Origin of the sequence: Bacillus sp. EB600, assembly GCF_024494385.1 — a bacterium.
In the GTDB taxonomy this organism is placed as follows: domain Bacteria; phylum Bacillota; class Bacilli; order Bacillales; family Cytobacillaceae; genus JAEVLT01.
Map to the genome: position 1 here is coordinate 58,554 of NZ_JAEVLT010000018.1, position 14,768 is coordinate 73,321.

Sequence of the window (14,768 nt, forward strand, 5' to 3'; positions counted from 1 at the left end):
TTTATACTTCTTGTTTTTCTTTTTCCCTTAATGCTTTGGGTATATACACACAGAAAGGTTCACTTTCAAGATAATCTCCCGTCATTGCATAGGCTCTCGACCTAGACCCTCCACAGACATGCCGGAATTCACAAATACCGCACTTTCCTTTATAAAGATTAGGATTTCGCAAGGATTGGAAAATTGGTGACTCTCTGTAAATTTCGGCCAATGGTTGTTCACGAACATTTCCTGCTTTAATAGGTAAAAGACCACTCGGGTAAACATCGCCAATATGTGAAATAAACACGAACCCATTTCCATCATTGACACCCTTCGGAGCTCGCCCAAGACCATCAATTGAGCCGGTTAACCCTTGCTCAGTCAGGGCATTTAAATAGGTGATTTCTTGCGTTTCTCCTTTTGCTTCCCGCATTTTTTGCTGGATTACAACGCGTCGGTAGTGCTGCGCTGCTGTTGTCTTAATATCAAAAGAGACACGTTTGCTTAATTCATAAAGCCATCTGAATACTTGCTCGTGCTGTACAGGTGAGATCATATCGGATACCTGGCCTCTGCCAGTCGGAACAAGAAAAAATACACTCCATAAAACACATTTTAAATCTTCGACAACCTTTGCCATTTCATCTAAGTAATCTATATTATATTGAGAAATAACGGTATTGATTTGCACAGGGATATTAAGTTCGTGTAAATATTTTATTCTTTCTAATGTTAAATCAAAGGATCCAGCAGTACCTCGAAAATGGTCATGAATATCGGCAGTCGGACCGTCAAGGCTAAATGCCCAACGGGATAATCCAACTTCCTTTGCTTTCTCCATTGCTGCTTTTGTTACGTTCGGTGTTGCACTTGGAGTCATTGAGACCCGGACGCCCTTCTCAACAGCGTACTTGGCAATATCAAATACATCCTCACGCATCAAAGGGTCTCCTCCGGTAAACACAAGCATTGGATTATTCATTTCGTATATTTGATCTATTAGCTTTTTCCCTTCTTCAAATGTTAATTCGCGGGGATCACGATGATATTGGGCCTCTGCACGGCAATGCAAACACTTTAATTGACAAGCCCTTGTTAGTTCCCAAATAACAATAAATGGGTCTTTATTAAAATTACGGCTAAACACCATATAAAACGCCTCCTAAAACCGACTTTTTCAATCCTACAGGCCTTAATAATAGTATTATAATGGTGTTTATATTTTCATAAAGTGAACTAACTCACTGCCGTGATCATGCATACGGTAAAAATATGACCAAAAAAGTGCCCTCTGTACTTCTTTCAGAGGGCACCGCACTATTGTTATTATTTAATTCCCAGTGCAATTTTAGCATATCTTGACATCATATCTTTATTCCAAGGTGGATTCCAAACAATATTTACTTCGACATCTTTAATTTCAGGAATATCAGCTAATGCCCTTTTTACTTGATCAATAATCGTTCCAGCAAGTGGACAGCCCATTGCAGTTAATGTCATGTTTACAGTAAGATTTCCTTCCCCATCCATTTCAAGATCATAGACTAGACCTAAATTAACAATATCAATCCCAATTTCCGGGTCGATTACAAGCTCAAGCGCACCCATAATACTTTCTTTTAGTTCGTCATTCATATATATCACTCCTTTTATTTGTCTAGCTTCTTCTTTTCTTAATCATAATTGTTTGATACCCCATGAACATCAATAAGAGCCTTTTTCATAAACTTCTTTAAGCTTGTTTATCTCACTGGTGGAATTTATTACTTGTTCCCAAACACTGATATAAAGCGTCTCCTCCTTAATTATACAAAATGTAAAAATTTCATGAAGTGAAATTTTTTACAGGATAGATATAAAATTGTTAACATAGTAATTATAGAAAGAGTAAAAACCTTTTTCCACTTTTATTAAAATAAAATTCCTAGCTAAGTTTAACATCTAATAGAACATTTTTCTAAAAAAAAACTTAAACCAAATGATGAAGAAGAAGGTGACTTATGACTGAGCGACACTTAATTGCATTAGATCTAGATGGAACTTTGTTAAAAGATGATAAAACCATATCTTTTAAAACAAAAAAGATAATAAAAAAAGCAAAAGATCAGGGACATGTTGTAATGATCGCTACTGGAAGACCGTTTCGTTCAAGTGAAATGTATTATCATGAACTGGAGCTTGATACTCCTATTGTTAATTTTAACGGTGCCTTTATTCATCATCCACTCGACCAAAGTTGGGGAACCTACCATTACCCACTCGATATTAAGGTTGCAAAGGATATTGTGGATGTCTGCAGGTCTTATCATTTTTATAATATTGTTGCTGAAGTGATGGATGATGTTTATTTTCACTATCATGACGAAAAATTATTGGATATTTTTGGGTTCGGCAATCCAAAGATTACTACAGGGGACTTAGCCAATTACTTACATGAATCGCCGACAAGCCTATTAATTCATACAGAGGAAGAACAACTTAAGCCCCTTCGCCACCACTTATCCGCAGCACACGCCGAAGTTATTGAACACCGCAACTGGGCAGCCCCATGGCATGTTATCGAAATTATTAAGAGCGGACTAAATAAAGCGGTTGGTTTGGAAAAAGCAGCAAATTATTATAACATCCCAGCTGAAAGAGTCATTGCCTTCGGTGATGAGGATAATGATTTAGAGATGCTCGAGTATGCTGGCCGTGGCATTGCAATGGGTAATGGGATCGATCAAGTAAAAAATATCGCCAATGATATTACACTTAGCAATGAAGAAGATGGGGTTGCTGCTTATTTAGCGCAATTTTTGAATCTTTAGTGAAGTGTCAGTGATTACCTAATTTGATAATAGTCCAATCGGGCATACTACTAAGGAAGCAGCGAGGCTGAGGCTGTTTCGACAAGCTCAAATATTGGAGGGATTCGAATGGGTAAAGGTAGATCAAGCAAATCGAGACGCTTTGTCCAACAAGGAAAAGATTCCGTGACGATGCATTCCAAGCGCATTCCCTATCACATGACGTATGCGGAAGCAGAAGCCTATAAAATGTCCAATACACATGAGACTTCCTTTGGAGGATTATAAGATGGGTAATCAACTTTTCCAAGAAGCTAGAAGATTTGTTGAGATGGCCAGAACCGCAAGTCCTGCTGACAGACAAACTGCAATGGAGAAAGCAAAAAATGCATTAAGCTCTGCTTATGCAAACTCAACCATTGCCGAAAAAAGTCAGCTCCATGAAATGCAAGATGAGCTTGAAAACCTTAGTCATTAAGCTTTAAACGAAAAGGAGGATGTCGCAAAGGGTTCTGTCCCTTTTCAACAACCTCCTTTTCTAATGATAAAATTGTTCGAGAGTAATTGGATAGGAATGAATCATTTTCCCATTTGCATTGCGCTCATACAAGGTTAAGACCACACCTCCATTATCAGGAAGCGCTGTATCTGGAATATTTATTATGATTTTAAATGGATGCCATTTTTTTGTTTTTCCGTCTACTTTAACCTTTTTTTCACGAATGAATTGGACATGCCCATCTTCAACTGTATAAAAAAGAGTGCTATTCTTTGGTTTAGCTTCGCCGGTAATAACATAGTTCCCCTTAAATCCCAATTTATAAATTTTCCGATAAACCTCATCTCGCATCATAGTGTCTTTACTCGTATGCTGGTACCCTCTGATATCAGCCGTGGGAGTAATAATTAGTAACAAAAAAGCAATCAAAATTGCACGCATTCGGGTAACCTCCTCATTGCTTAATCTCTGCGAAAAAAACCGACCACATTTGTTGTCTCAATAATATTTGTGAACGCATTTGGGTCTACTTCATTTATAATTCGCTCTAAATCAAACAGCTCGTAGCGGGTGACGACGATCATCAGCAAATCCTTTGATTCATTTGTATATGCCCCTCTTGCTGGAATTGCTGTGATTCCTCTGACAAGCTTGGAATGGATCGCTTTCCTCAATTCTTCCCCTTTTCTGGTGACGATCAAGGCCGTCAGCTTTTCATGTCTTGTGTGTATCGTATCAATTACTCTTGTTGTAGTGTAAAGGGCAACAAGCGTATAAAGTGCTTTTTCCCAACCGTATAAATAGCCAGCGGTGAAAATAATAATTCCATTTAGGATGAACATATAGTTGCCAATAGGTTTATCCTTCTGACGAGAGAGTACCATTGCGATAATATCCAATCCGCCAGTTGATGCTCCCCATTTTAAAGTAAAACCAACCCCTACCGCTAAAATCACACCGCCAAAAACAGTATTTAAGAGAATATCATGGGCCACCTGTTTAATCGGGATCATTTCTAAAAAAATGGTAGAAAAGAGAACACTCATGGAACTATAAATGGTAAATGATTTCCCTACCTTTATCCATCCAATAATGGCAACAGGGATATTAAGAATTAACAGCAGATAACCCATTGAAATGTTTACTGGTGTATATTCTGTTAACACTTTTGATAATAATTGAGCAATCCCTGCAAATCCACTGGAATAGACGTTTGCTGGGATTAAAAATAAATTCATTGATATGGCAACTAAAAATGCACCGAAAATAACAACAACCGTTTTTTTTGTTTGGAGCCAAATCATTCCGCCACCCCCAATAAAATAGCTTCAATACACGTTATAATTGTTAATTGTATTTTTGCATTGAAACCGATAAACTTACCTTATGAACTAAATTGGCTTGAAAGCAGGTGAGCATGAATGCAAGTAAAAATACTCGCAGATAGCGCATGCGATTTACCGCTTGATTTTTATAACGAGTATAACGTGACATTATTTCCGTTAAAGGTACAATTAAATGGCATTGAATATGAAGATGTAAAAACCATTGAACCTAAACTGGTCTACGATGCTATCCGAAATGGAACTGTCCCGAAAACTTCTCAGACTTCTCCATTATTGTTTGAACAAGTCTTTACCAACATGGCTGAGAATAATGAAGACGGAATCTACATTGCTTTATCCTCTGCACTATCTGGTACGTATCAAACCGCTGTTATGATTCTTGACCAAGTTAAGGAAAATTATCCTAACTTCCATTTAACAATTGTCGATACTAAGTGTGCTTCCCTTGGTTCAGGGCTAATTGTGATGGAAGCAGCTAGGCTTGCGGCTAAAAATACGCCAAAGGAAGAGATTTTACAGAATGTCTTGTTTAGAACCCAACATATGGAACATCTGTTTACAGTAGAAGATTTAGATTACCTCGCAAAAGGGGGACGCGTTTCCAAGGCTTCAGCCTTTCTTGGAGGATTATTAAATATAAAACCACTTTTAAATGTTGAGGATGGTAAACTCGTTCCAATTGAAAAAATAAGAGGAAAAAAGAAACTCCTTCGCCGGATCCTTGAAATCATGAAGGAACGAGGTACAGATTTAAATGAGCAAATCATTGGGATCAGCCATGCGGATAATGACGAAACTGCATCAGAAATGCAAAAGATGATTGATGAAGAATTTCATCCGAAAGATGTCTATATTTCAGCAATTGGCTCTGCCATAGGCGCCCATACTGGACCAGGAACAATTGCGATCTTTTTTTTGAATCAGCTGCCTTGAAGAAAGAAAATGAGTGAGATACTTATCTCACTCATTTTTTCGGTCAGAGATGATCGGTGTTCTTCGAGTATTGATTCTTGCCTGCTTTCCGATTCTTTTCGCGCATCATATTTTTTTCATGGCGAAGGGCGTTGTTATCCTGTGCTTTTTTATCATTATCAGAAGTAGTTGGCATGCATACTCTCCTTTCCTTAACCTTCCTTACATACAATAGTTTTTGTTAATAAAGTGAGAGTATGTACAGAAAAAACAAGCATCATTCCATGCTTGTTTTTTTAATCCTTCTTTACGTATGTCCAATTGTCTTCCTGATAAATTTTCTTTTCCTTCAAAAGCTTTCCTAACGCTCGTTTAAAAGCACCTTTGCTTAGTTGAAAACGCTCTTGAATTTCTTCCGGCATGCTTTTATCGCTAAACGGCATCGCACCGTTTCTGCTCATCAAATATTCATAAACCCGTTGTGCATCCTGATCCAAGGCTTCTTCTTTCCGAGCTAGCAGTGATACATTGATGGTCCCATCTTCCTTAATATCGATAATCCGCCCCTCAACTTTTTCACCGAGCCGAGGCTCTGTTAAACGCTGTGATTCATGAATAAAGCCTTTAAAGCCTTCGATTGTATAAATCCAGCTTCCTACCTTTGCCGTTCGATAGATATGACCCTGAACGTTTTTATTAAATTCTTTTCGCGTTGCTTTCGTAGAAATGGACTGAATCACCTGATCACTCGCAAGCCTCGCATATAGACGATAATTCCGGTTCACCCTTAAGGTAATATAAAGCATATCACCAATCTCCGGCCAAACAGATTTATGCGCAGGCAGATCTTCCTCGCCAAGCAATAAATCCTTCTGAATGCCAATGTCTAAAAACACTCCGATACCTGGCTTAATATCTGTAACCTTAACCCAATTGTATTTACCTGCCAAGACTTTAGGGATTACTGTTGTGGCCGAGACTCTTCCATGCGCATCCGGATAAAGAAAGACCTCCAAACTTTCCCCCTCTTCATACTCATATTCGGTTTCATTTATATGCAACAATACATCTTCTTGTCCGTCTGTTAAAAAAAAGCCAAATGGTGCTTTTCGAGCAACCGTTAAAGTGGTAACCTGTCCAACCAATTCCATCAATGACAAATTTAACCCCTCCTCATTTCTTTTTAATGGTGCTTTTTCCAAAAGGTTGTTTGAACTGCTATATTTTACTATAATGAAGCCATAAAGGGAAATTTATATAAAAAAATGAATCATCTCCAGCGTTGTATAGTTGGAATTGAAGAATGCGGAGGTTTTTTACATGGCCAAAGAAAGTTCATTTGATATTGTATCCAAAGTTGATTTTTCTGAAGTAACCAATGCAATTACACAAGCAATGAAGGAAATCCAAACACGCTATGATTTCAAAGGAAGCAAAAGTGAGGTCTCGCTTGATAAAGAAGAACTAGTTTTAATTTCTGATGATGAGTATAAATTAGACCAGCTTAAGGATGTATTGCTGGGAAAGCTCATTAAAAGAGGTGTTCCCATTAAGAATCTTGATTATGGGAAAATCGAAAAGGCATCGGGTGGAACCATTCGCCAAAGAGCCAAGCTTGCCCAGGGAATTGACAAAGAAAACGCCAAAAAGATTAACACCATTATTAAAAATAGCGGCTTAAAGGTGAAAAGCCAGGTGCAGGACGACCAGGTTCGGGTCAGTGGAAAAAGCCTTGATGAGCTCCAACAAATCATTTCCGCCGTAAAAGCAGCTGACTTATCGATTGATGTTCAATTTATTAATTATCGTTAGAAGCGAAAAGCCTTACTGCTTTTTGCTTTTTTCTTTATCCATTTTTTTCTATGTTTGTTCTTCGTCAAAAAAGGAATTATGAAAGTAGAAGAAATGGAGGAGATTGAATGAGTAAAAACAAGCAGAAGGTATTTCCAGCACAGCATCAAAATCAGCAGCCCGGGCTGGAAAGTGAAATGAATCCAAAACCCATTTCCGTTCAGCAAAATTATAAAGGAAGTGGTAAATTAGCGAATAAAACAGCTATCATTACTGGCGGTGACAGCGGCATTGGGAAATCTGTTTCTATTTATTTTGCAAAAGAAGGTGCTGATGTTGCAATTGTCTATTTGAAAGAAACCACAGATGCAGAGGAAACCAGGCGGCTAATCGAAGCTGAAGGCAGAAAGTGCCTGCTTTTTTCAGGGGATATTGGTTCTGAAGAATTTTGTAAAGAGACCGTTGGCAAAGTGCTCGCAGAGTTTGGAAAAATTGATATTCTCGTAAACAATGCTGCCGAGCAGCATCCACAGAAAAGTCTGTTGGATATTACATCAGCACAGCTTGAGAAGACCTTTCGAACAAACATCTTTTCCTTTTTTTATATGACAAAGATGACTTTGCCCCATTTACACAAGGGAGCATCAATCATCAATACCGCATCGATCACCGCTTATGAAGGCAATGAACAATTGTTGGATTATTCTGCAACAAAAGGTGCCATTGTTTCTTTTACACGTTCCCTCGCTAAATCATTAGCCCCACAGGGAATACGTGTCAATGGTGTTGCCCCAGGTCCGATTTGGACACCGCTCATTCCTTCAACCTTTACTGCAGATCAGGTTGAAACATTTGGTTCAGACACGCCCTTCAAAAGAGCGGGACAGCCTTGTGAACTTGCACCAAGCTATGTCTACCTTGCCTCAGAAGACTCATCCTATGTAAGTGGCCAAATGCTCCATGTAAATGGCGGGACCATCGTAAATGGATAATAAATATTTTTGAGTGGCACCTAACGATAGGTAAGAATATGGAACTAAAGGTTCCTAACTTGGAGCAATTGGATCATTCGTGAAAAAAGGAATCCCTACCTCACAGGGATTCCTTTTTTCACGAAATCATTTTCTCAATAATTAGCCGTTTGCCAGTATTTAATGTGAATTCAAAGCGATCATTGGTTTTTTCGTAATAGCAAAAGTGATGCTGCACATTGCAAATTTGTGATTGATTGTCAAAAACCATAAAGTTTACTCCATCTTTACGGGTATCATCCGCCAAAAATGTTAAATGATTATAACAATAAAGACAATCATAGATCGAAAAATCTAATGAATTTAAGGTTGTGACGAATTGGAAAAAGGCATCGTCATTAATTGCATCTAATAATCTTTCAAGCGAATAAATGATATGCTTTCGCACCCTAACGAGGTCCTGATCGCGGAGTAATAAAGTTTCCTTCCCAATTGCCATTTTTCCAGACGCAATCAGGACTCCTCTTTTCCAGCGATTCAAGCGAAATATTTCAACTTCCTGCTGCAGAAAATCCTCCATTAATGAGGCTTCCTCTGTTTCTGCATCAAAAAAAATCCATTGATCGTTAATTTGTTCAATTGCCCCTTCTGTGTAGGCTCTTACTTGTGTGTTGTATAGTTTTAATCGTTGCTGTCGATTCATCACTTAACCTCCGTGATTGATACTTTCTTCTTCTTTGTAGACATCTTCCTGCTTTTTTATAACAGTCAATTACGTTTTTAGGACAATTAACCAAATAAACTGGGCTGAATAGTATATAAAACAATTTCCTAAGAATTTTAACTGCTCCATTTATTGGAGAGAGGAGGCAGTGATATGTGCGGAATTTCAGGTTGGGTTGATTTTAAAAGAGATATGCGAAAAGAAACGAATGCTATTGAAAAAATGGCGCACACGTTAAGTAAACGAGGGCCGGATGAAACAAATATTTGGAATGATATTCATGTCGGTTTTGGCCATAAACGGTTAATTGTCGTTGACCCTGAAGGAGGAAGGCAGCCAATGTCAAAGTCCTCCAACCATGGCAGCCATTATACCATCTGTTATAATGGAGAGTTATATAATACCGAAGACCTTCGCAAAGTTCTCCATACTAAAGGATATTCTTTCAAGGGTCATTCTGATACAGAAGTATTGTTAACAGCCTATATAGAATGGGCAGAAGACTGTGTCCATTATTTAAATGGGATTTATGCTTTTGCTGTATGGGATAGTGAACAAGAAAAGCTTTTCATTGCGCGTGACCGTTTAGGTGTTAAACCTCTATTCTTTTCGGAACAAGGCAACGGAATTATCTTTGGTTCTGAAATTAAGGCTATCCTTGCAAACCCTGAAATCAAAACGGTGCTTGACCATTCAGGACTAGCCGAAGTATTTGGTTTAGGACCGTCTAAGACCCCAGGAACAGGAATTTTTAAAGGGATCAACGAACTTAGACCAGCACACGCTCTCACTTTTTCAAAAAATGGTTTAAAAATTTGGCGCTATTGGAATGTAAAAAGCAGCGAACACACGGAGAATGCGCTTGAGACTGCCGAACATATCCGCTATTTAGTCACGGATGCTGTTACAAGGCAGCTTGTTTCTGATGTTCCCTTGTGTACATTCTTATCCGGTGGTCTAGATTCAAGTATTATTACTGCCATTGCCGCAGCTGGATTTACAGATCAAGGTAAAGGCCCCCTTCATACTTATTCAATTGATTATGAAGGAAATGACGTCCACTTTAAAGCAAATGAATTTCAGCCAAATGCAGATGGAGTTTATATTCAAAAGGTTTCAGATGCTTATAATACCATTCATCATAAAAAAATAATTTCTCAGGACCAATTAGCGTATGACCTCATTGAAGCTGTCTATGTAAGAGACTGCCCCGGAATGGCTGATGTTGACTCGTCGCTGTTGTGGTTCTGTAAGGAAATCAAAAAAGACTTTACCGTCAGCCTTTCCGGTGAGTGTGCTGATGAAATATTCGGGGGATATCCATGGTTTCACCGTAAAGATGACCTCGAACGCCCGGGTTTCCCATGGATGCGTTCTGTAAACGAGCGGCAAAACTTATTAAACGAGCACTGGCGAAATAAATTAACAATTAATGATTACGTAATGGATAAGTACAATCAAACGATTGCTGAATCCCCTATTTTAGAAGGGGAAAGCGGAGAAGCAGCCCAGCGCAGACAGTTATTTTATTTAAATATGATATGGTTTATGACAACCCTCCTCGACCGAAAGGATCGGATGAGTATGGGGGCAAGTCTTGAGGTCCGGGTCCCATTTGCCGATCATCGCTTGGTTGAGTATGTTTGGAATATCCCCTGGGAAATCAAAATGTACGACAACCGGGAAAAAGGGATTTTACGAAAAGCATTTGAAGGTGTTCTACCTGAAGAAGTTCTTTACCGAAAGAAAAGTCCCTATCCAAAAACACATAATCCACAGTATACCTTGGCAGTCCAATCAATGCTGCGGGAGATCTTAACAGATAAATCCTCCATATTACATGAATTATTTGATAAGGATTACTTGCAAAGTATTGTAGAATCCGGGGGCGCTGCCTTTAAAGAACCATGGTTTGGTCAATTAATGACAGGACCCCAGTTATTGGCCTATTTAGCACAAATTCACATCTGGTTTAAAGCTTATAACATAAACATTTCTGATTAGTATAGCGAAATGGCAAGAAACAAGCTCCATCTTCAAAAAAATCTGTCCCAAGTGATAACTCTTTGGGACAGATTTTTTTGCATCATTCAGATAATATTTTTCAAGAAGAGGACAAGATTGTTGGACAAAACCCTTTATTTCATTAAAATGTATGTAGGGAAGGGAGACCTTCCTTTTTAATGAGGGGGAATGGGATTGAAAAAAGGGGTTTTTCTTTTAACACTAATTATAGTATTGGTCATTTCAACCGTACCGGCAAGTGCAGCGGTAACAAAAAACGACCGAAAGTGGCAGGATGAGTCGATTTATTACATAATGGTGGACCGCTTCAATGATGGGGACTCAAGGAATGCAATAGACGTAGATACAAAGAATCCGCTTAGCTTTAACGGCGGGGATTTCCAGGGAATCATAGATAAACTAGATTACATCAAAGATATGGGTTTCACCACTATATCACTGACGCCTATTTTTGATAATGCAAAACAAGGCTACCATGGCTATTGGATTCAAGACTATTACAAAACAGATGAGCATTTTGGCTCAATGAAAATGTTTCAAAAGCTTGTACAAGAAGCGCACAAGCGCCAAATAAAAGTAATGATTGATTTTGTCGCCAACAGTGTGGCCCCTACCCATCCATGGGTACAAGATCCAACTAAACAAGGATGGTTTCATCCAAAGCAGTTTAACGATACTAACCAACATCTGCTTGAAAATAGTTGGATTGGCGGACAGCCTGACCTAAACCAGGAGAATCCTAAGGTTAAAAAGTATTTAATCGATACTGCAAAATGGTGGATAAAACAAACAGATATTGATGGGTATCGTTTAGCCGCTGCTAATTACGTCCCTATTACATTCTGGTCAGACTTTTCCAAGGAAATAAAGGCAGTAAAGAAAGATTTTTATTTGCTTGGAGATATTCAATCCGACGACCCAAATGTCGTCACTCAATACAAAAATACCGGTATAGACGGTTTTGTTGACACAAATTTAAATAAGGATTTACGGAAGGGTTTTGCTACGACCGATCTGCCATTATCGAGCCTATTTGGCGATTGGGAAAAAGACCAGCAAACAATTAAAAATCCTTACTTAATGGGAACATTCATGGATGACCCTCAATCGACTAGGTTTACCCAGGACATTGTTGCGAACAAGCAATTCCCTGGTTCGCGCTGGAAGATGGCTTTAACCTATTTGTATACAACACCGGGGATACCGGTTGTCTTTTATGGTTCCGAAATCGCCTTAAATGGAGGAAACGCTCCTGATAACCATCGCCAAATGAGTTTTAGAGCAGATAAGGATCTGATTGATTATCTAACAAAGCTCGGCCAATTAAGGAAACAGCTTCCATCCTTAACAAGAGGAACATTTGAAAAGCTTTACGAAAAGAATGGTATGGTAGTCTATAAACGTGTTTATCAAACTGAAACGGCCGTCATAGCTATAAACAATACGAGCAAGTCACAGCATGTTACCATATCAAGCAAACAGCTAGAGGATGGAAAAGAATTGCGAGGCTTATTAAATGGAGACGTAACGAAAAGTACTAACAACCAATACAACATCATCCTTGACCGTGACAATGCTGAAATCTATGTATTGGCTACTAAATCTGGAATAAATGTGCCATTAATTGCGTCGATTACAGTCGTTTATGCTGCCTTTTTCGTTTTTCTTTATTTTATTTTCAAGAGACGGAAGAACAAGAACCAAAAATAAAAAAGAAAAGCGGAAGCGCCCGTTTAGCGCACGACAGGACTGGAGCACACCGACTGAGATAAAGGAAACACGAAGAGCGGAAGCACATTCGTGCTTGACTTATCGTAGGGAGGTGGGCGAAGTACACTAGTCGCTGGGCGCTGGAGCTAGACAGTTATCAAAGTTTAAAGATAAATTCTGATACTAAAAGAAAGGCTGCTGAATAAATTCAGCAGCCTTTCTTCACACTTAGAATATATGAATTCCAAGCGGTAATTTAAAGCCTAAATATAAAACTAGTAATAGCGCTACTACAAATTGAATCCATAAAACGGATGTTCTTTCTTTTTTGGCTGTTTTTATGAGAATCAATTCAAACAAGGCGATGATCCAAAGTCCAACAACCGCTTTTAAAATGTACAAAAGGCTTATATGATAAACTGAAGAAAACAGCATACCGCCTGTTAGTAAAATAAGTAAATAAAATACCCTTATTATCATGTGAAGGATCTTATAGCCTTTTGCTTTTCCGCTTTTATTTAAGCTTAGTGCGATAAAAAATAATACTAATGTCAAAAACCATGCTGTGATATGGGTATCAGTAGTCATTCAATTTCCTCCTTATGGAAGTCCATAGATTCGAAAATATCATACCACAGCCAGCACAAAAAAACTAAAAATACGATTTACACATTATTTAACATATTTTTATTAGAAAAGTAAAAAAACATTAAGAAGTCTTTTTCCACCTTGGAACCTTCAAATAGGTAATACAGCGCCAAAGCCATTCCACCGGACCATAGTCATGTCTTCTCATCCAAAAAATACTGAACATGGCTTGGAAAACAAATAGGCCTAAGGCTAACAAACTGCCACTAAATAAGGAAGTCTTCCCAAATAACTGCAGCCCATAGCCATAAAAAACTAAGACTGCCAAACTGGATTGCAACAGATAAGTAGATAATGACATTTTTCCAGCAAATGAGAAAAACACTAGAAACCTTGCAGCTCTTTTTTTCCGGAGCAAAATTACAATCATACTCGCATAGGAAACTGCTTGAAGACTACCGCCAAATACATCCTGCAGATAGTCAACTGCCCTACTATTTCCAGCAAAATACGGAAGCAATTTAAACAGCATACCAAAAAGAAACGTCCATACCAGGGATCCCTTCCACTTGCCCTCATTTCCTTCAACCTTTTCAAGCAATCTCAATTTCGACAATCCTGCTCCAATTAAAAACAGCGGGAAAACGGTAAATAAAAGCAGGATGAGGGCTTGCGGGTTGTACTCCATCATCCAATCATGGACTCTTTGCCCAGTAATCTCTGCAAAGGTGCCCTGCTGATAGATTTGAACTACTGCTTGTGCCAGTTTACTATATCCATTGCTTCCAACAGGATTAGGATGAATGAAATCCAGCCCGGCTAGAAACAATGCAAATAGGGTATTGGCTATTGCGTACAAGAAACAGCCGAACAAAAATATTATTTTGGGAGCCATTTTTAAAAACCAGAGCGTAAGAAAACCTACTAATGCATAAACCATTAAAATATCACCATGCCAAATAAAAAAGGCATGAATAAAGCCAATTATAAACAGAAAGCAAAATCTTCTCGTCACCATCCTGTTAAAAGGCAGGTTTTTTTTCAGAGTTCGCTCGCGAAAGATCGTCAGACTGTAGCCAAACAGGAGCGAGAACAACGGGTAAAAACTGGCCTGAAAGAAAAGATCAATAACGATGTATGTAAAATGATCCCTCGGGTCTGTCCACCATTTTAATGGATTGAGATAAAGAAATGGTGAGTGGAACGACATCATGTTGACAATCAGGATTCCAAACAAGGCAAATCCTCTGATTACATCCAATGCTAAAATCCGGTTATTGCTTTCAAGCATAAGTTTTACTCCTTTATTTGTGTTTATACCGGTCAAAAAACACAGTTCATAGGATCAATTGTTGGAACCATTTTTTTGGGCGAATGAATCACATTACATTCGCCCATACATACGATAGTAGAAATAACATACCAGAAAAG

At 38.5% G+C, this 14,768-nt stretch carries 17 protein-coding genes; 8 read left to right on the forward strand and 9 right to left on the reverse strand.

Annotated features, from left to right (window positions below; genetic code table 11):
• Position 1 precedes the first annotated feature (1 nt).
• The gene (locus JN080_RS17505; RefSeq protein ID WP_256237275.1) at positions 2-1,132 is read right to left on the reverse strand and encodes a TIGR04053 family radical SAM/SPASM domain-containing protein; all 1,131 of its coding nucleotides are present in this window, start codon (positions 1,130-1,132) and stop codon (positions 2-4) included.
• A gap of 176 nt (positions 1,133-1,308) precedes the next feature.
• The gene (locus JN080_RS17510; protein ID WP_256237276.1) at positions 1,309-1,617 is read right to left on the reverse strand and encodes a metal-sulfur cluster assembly factor; all 309 of its coding nucleotides are present in this window, start codon (positions 1,615-1,617) and stop codon (positions 1,309-1,311) included.
• 365 nt (positions 1,618-1,982) lie between these two features.
• On the opposite strand from JN080_RS17510, the gene JN080_RS17515 reads away from it, so the two are divergent.
• The 3 genes from JN080_RS17515 to JN080_RS17525 all read left to right on the forward strand — a co-directional run bounded on the left by JN080_RS17515 (position 1,983) and on the right by JN080_RS17525 (position 3,249).
• The gene (locus JN080_RS17515) at positions 1,983-2,792 is read left to right on the forward strand and encodes a Cof-type HAD-IIB family hydrolase (RefSeq protein WP_256237277.1); all 810 of its coding nucleotides are present in this window, start codon (positions 1,983-1,985) and stop codon (positions 2,790-2,792) included.
• A gap of 108 nt (positions 2,793-2,900) precedes the next feature.
• Positions 2,901-3,059, forward strand: coding sequence for a hypothetical protein (locus JN080_RS17520; RefSeq protein WP_256237278.1), 159 nt, complete (start codon positions 2,901-2,903; stop codon positions 3,057-3,059).
• A gap of 1 nt (position 3,060) precedes the next feature.
• Positions 3,061-3,249, forward strand: coding sequence for a DUF3813 domain-containing protein (locus JN080_RS17525; protein ID WP_256237279.1), 189 nt, complete (start codon positions 3,061-3,063; stop codon positions 3,247-3,249).
• Positions 3,250-3,309: 60 nt separating this feature from the next.
• On the opposite strand, the gene JN080_RS17530 is transcribed toward JN080_RS17525, so the two are convergent.
• Positions 3,310-3,711, reverse strand: coding sequence for an intracellular proteinase inhibitor (locus JN080_RS17530; protein ID WP_256237280.1), 402 nt, complete (start codon positions 3,709-3,711; stop codon positions 3,310-3,312).
• 20 nt (positions 3,712-3,731) lie between these two features.
• On the reverse strand, positions 3,732-4,574 hold the full coding sequence (locus JN080_RS17535; RefSeq protein WP_256237281.1) for a YitT family protein: 843 nt from the start codon (positions 4,572-4,574) through the stop codon (positions 3,732-3,734).
• Between the two features lie 117 nt (positions 4,575-4,691).
• Between JN080_RS17535 and JN080_RS17540 the strand changes: the two genes are divergently transcribed.
• The gene (locus JN080_RS17540) at positions 4,692-5,549 is read left to right on the forward strand and encodes a DegV family protein (RefSeq protein ID WP_256237282.1); all 858 of its coding nucleotides are present in this window, start codon (positions 4,692-4,694) and stop codon (positions 5,547-5,549) included.
• Between the two features lie 43 nt (positions 5,550-5,592).
• Here JN080_RS17540 and JN080_RS17545 read toward each other — a convergent pair whose 3' ends face one another.
• The gene (locus JN080_RS17545; RefSeq protein ID WP_256237283.1) at positions 5,593-5,724 is read right to left on the reverse strand and encodes a DUF3941 domain-containing protein; all 132 of its coding nucleotides are present in this window, start codon (positions 5,722-5,724) and stop codon (positions 5,593-5,595) included.
• Positions 5,725-5,824: 100 nt separating this feature from the next.
• Positions 5,825-6,688: a CvfB family protein gene (locus JN080_RS17550; protein ID WP_256237284.1), complete on the reverse strand. Its 864-nt coding sequence runs from the start codon at positions 6,686-6,688 to the stop codon at positions 5,825-5,827.
• A gap of 160 nt (positions 6,689-6,848) precedes the next feature.
• Here JN080_RS17550 and JN080_RS17555 point away from each other — a divergent pair, with 160 nt between their 5' ends.
• Together JN080_RS17555 and JN080_RS17560 are read left to right on the forward strand one after the other, a co-directional pair.
• Positions 6,849-7,340, forward strand: coding sequence for a YajQ family cyclic di-GMP-binding protein (locus JN080_RS17555; protein ID WP_256237285.1), 492 nt, complete (start codon positions 6,849-6,851; stop codon positions 7,338-7,340).
• A 107-nt stretch (positions 7,341-7,447) separates the two neighbouring features.
• A complete protein-coding gene (locus JN080_RS17560) occupies positions 7,448-8,311 on the forward strand; it encodes an SDR family oxidoreductase (RefSeq protein ID WP_256237286.1) in 864 nt (287 codons plus the stop codon).
• A 118-nt stretch (positions 8,312-8,429) separates the two neighbouring features.
• Here JN080_RS17560 and JN080_RS17565 read toward each other — a convergent pair whose 3' ends face one another.
• On the reverse strand, positions 8,430-8,993 hold the full coding sequence (locus JN080_RS17565) for a DUF2777 domain-containing protein (protein WP_256237287.1): 564 nt from the start codon (positions 8,991-8,993) through the stop codon (positions 8,430-8,432).
• Between the two features lie 174 nt (positions 8,994-9,167).
• Here JN080_RS17565 and asnB point away from each other — a divergent pair, with 174 nt between their 5' ends.
• The gene (gene asnB, locus JN080_RS17570; RefSeq protein ID WP_256237288.1) at positions 9,168-11,018 is read left to right on the forward strand and encodes an asparagine synthase (glutamine-hydrolyzing); all 1,851 of its coding nucleotides are present in this window, start codon (positions 9,168-9,170) and stop codon (positions 11,016-11,018) included.
• 189 nt (positions 11,019-11,207) lie between these two features.
• A complete protein-coding gene (locus JN080_RS17575) occupies positions 11,208-12,749 on the forward strand; it encodes an alpha-amylase family glycosyl hydrolase (RefSeq protein ID WP_375141685.1) in 1,542 nt (513 codons plus the stop codon).
• A gap of 228 nt (positions 12,750-12,977) precedes the next feature.
• Here the strand turns inward: JN080_RS17575 and JN080_RS17580 are convergent, their stop codons facing one another.
• The gene (locus JN080_RS17580; RefSeq protein ID WP_256237290.1) at positions 12,978-13,337 is read right to left on the reverse strand and encodes a YisL family protein; all 360 of its coding nucleotides are present in this window, start codon (positions 13,335-13,337) and stop codon (positions 12,978-12,980) included.
• A 121-nt stretch (positions 13,338-13,458) separates the two neighbouring features.
• Positions 13,459-14,628 (reverse strand): DUF418 domain-containing protein, encoded by a 1,170-nt coding sequence (locus JN080_RS17585; protein ID WP_256237291.1) that lies wholly within the window; start codon positions 14,626-14,628, stop codon positions 13,459-13,461.
• Positions 14,629-14,768: the final 140 nt, after the last annotated feature.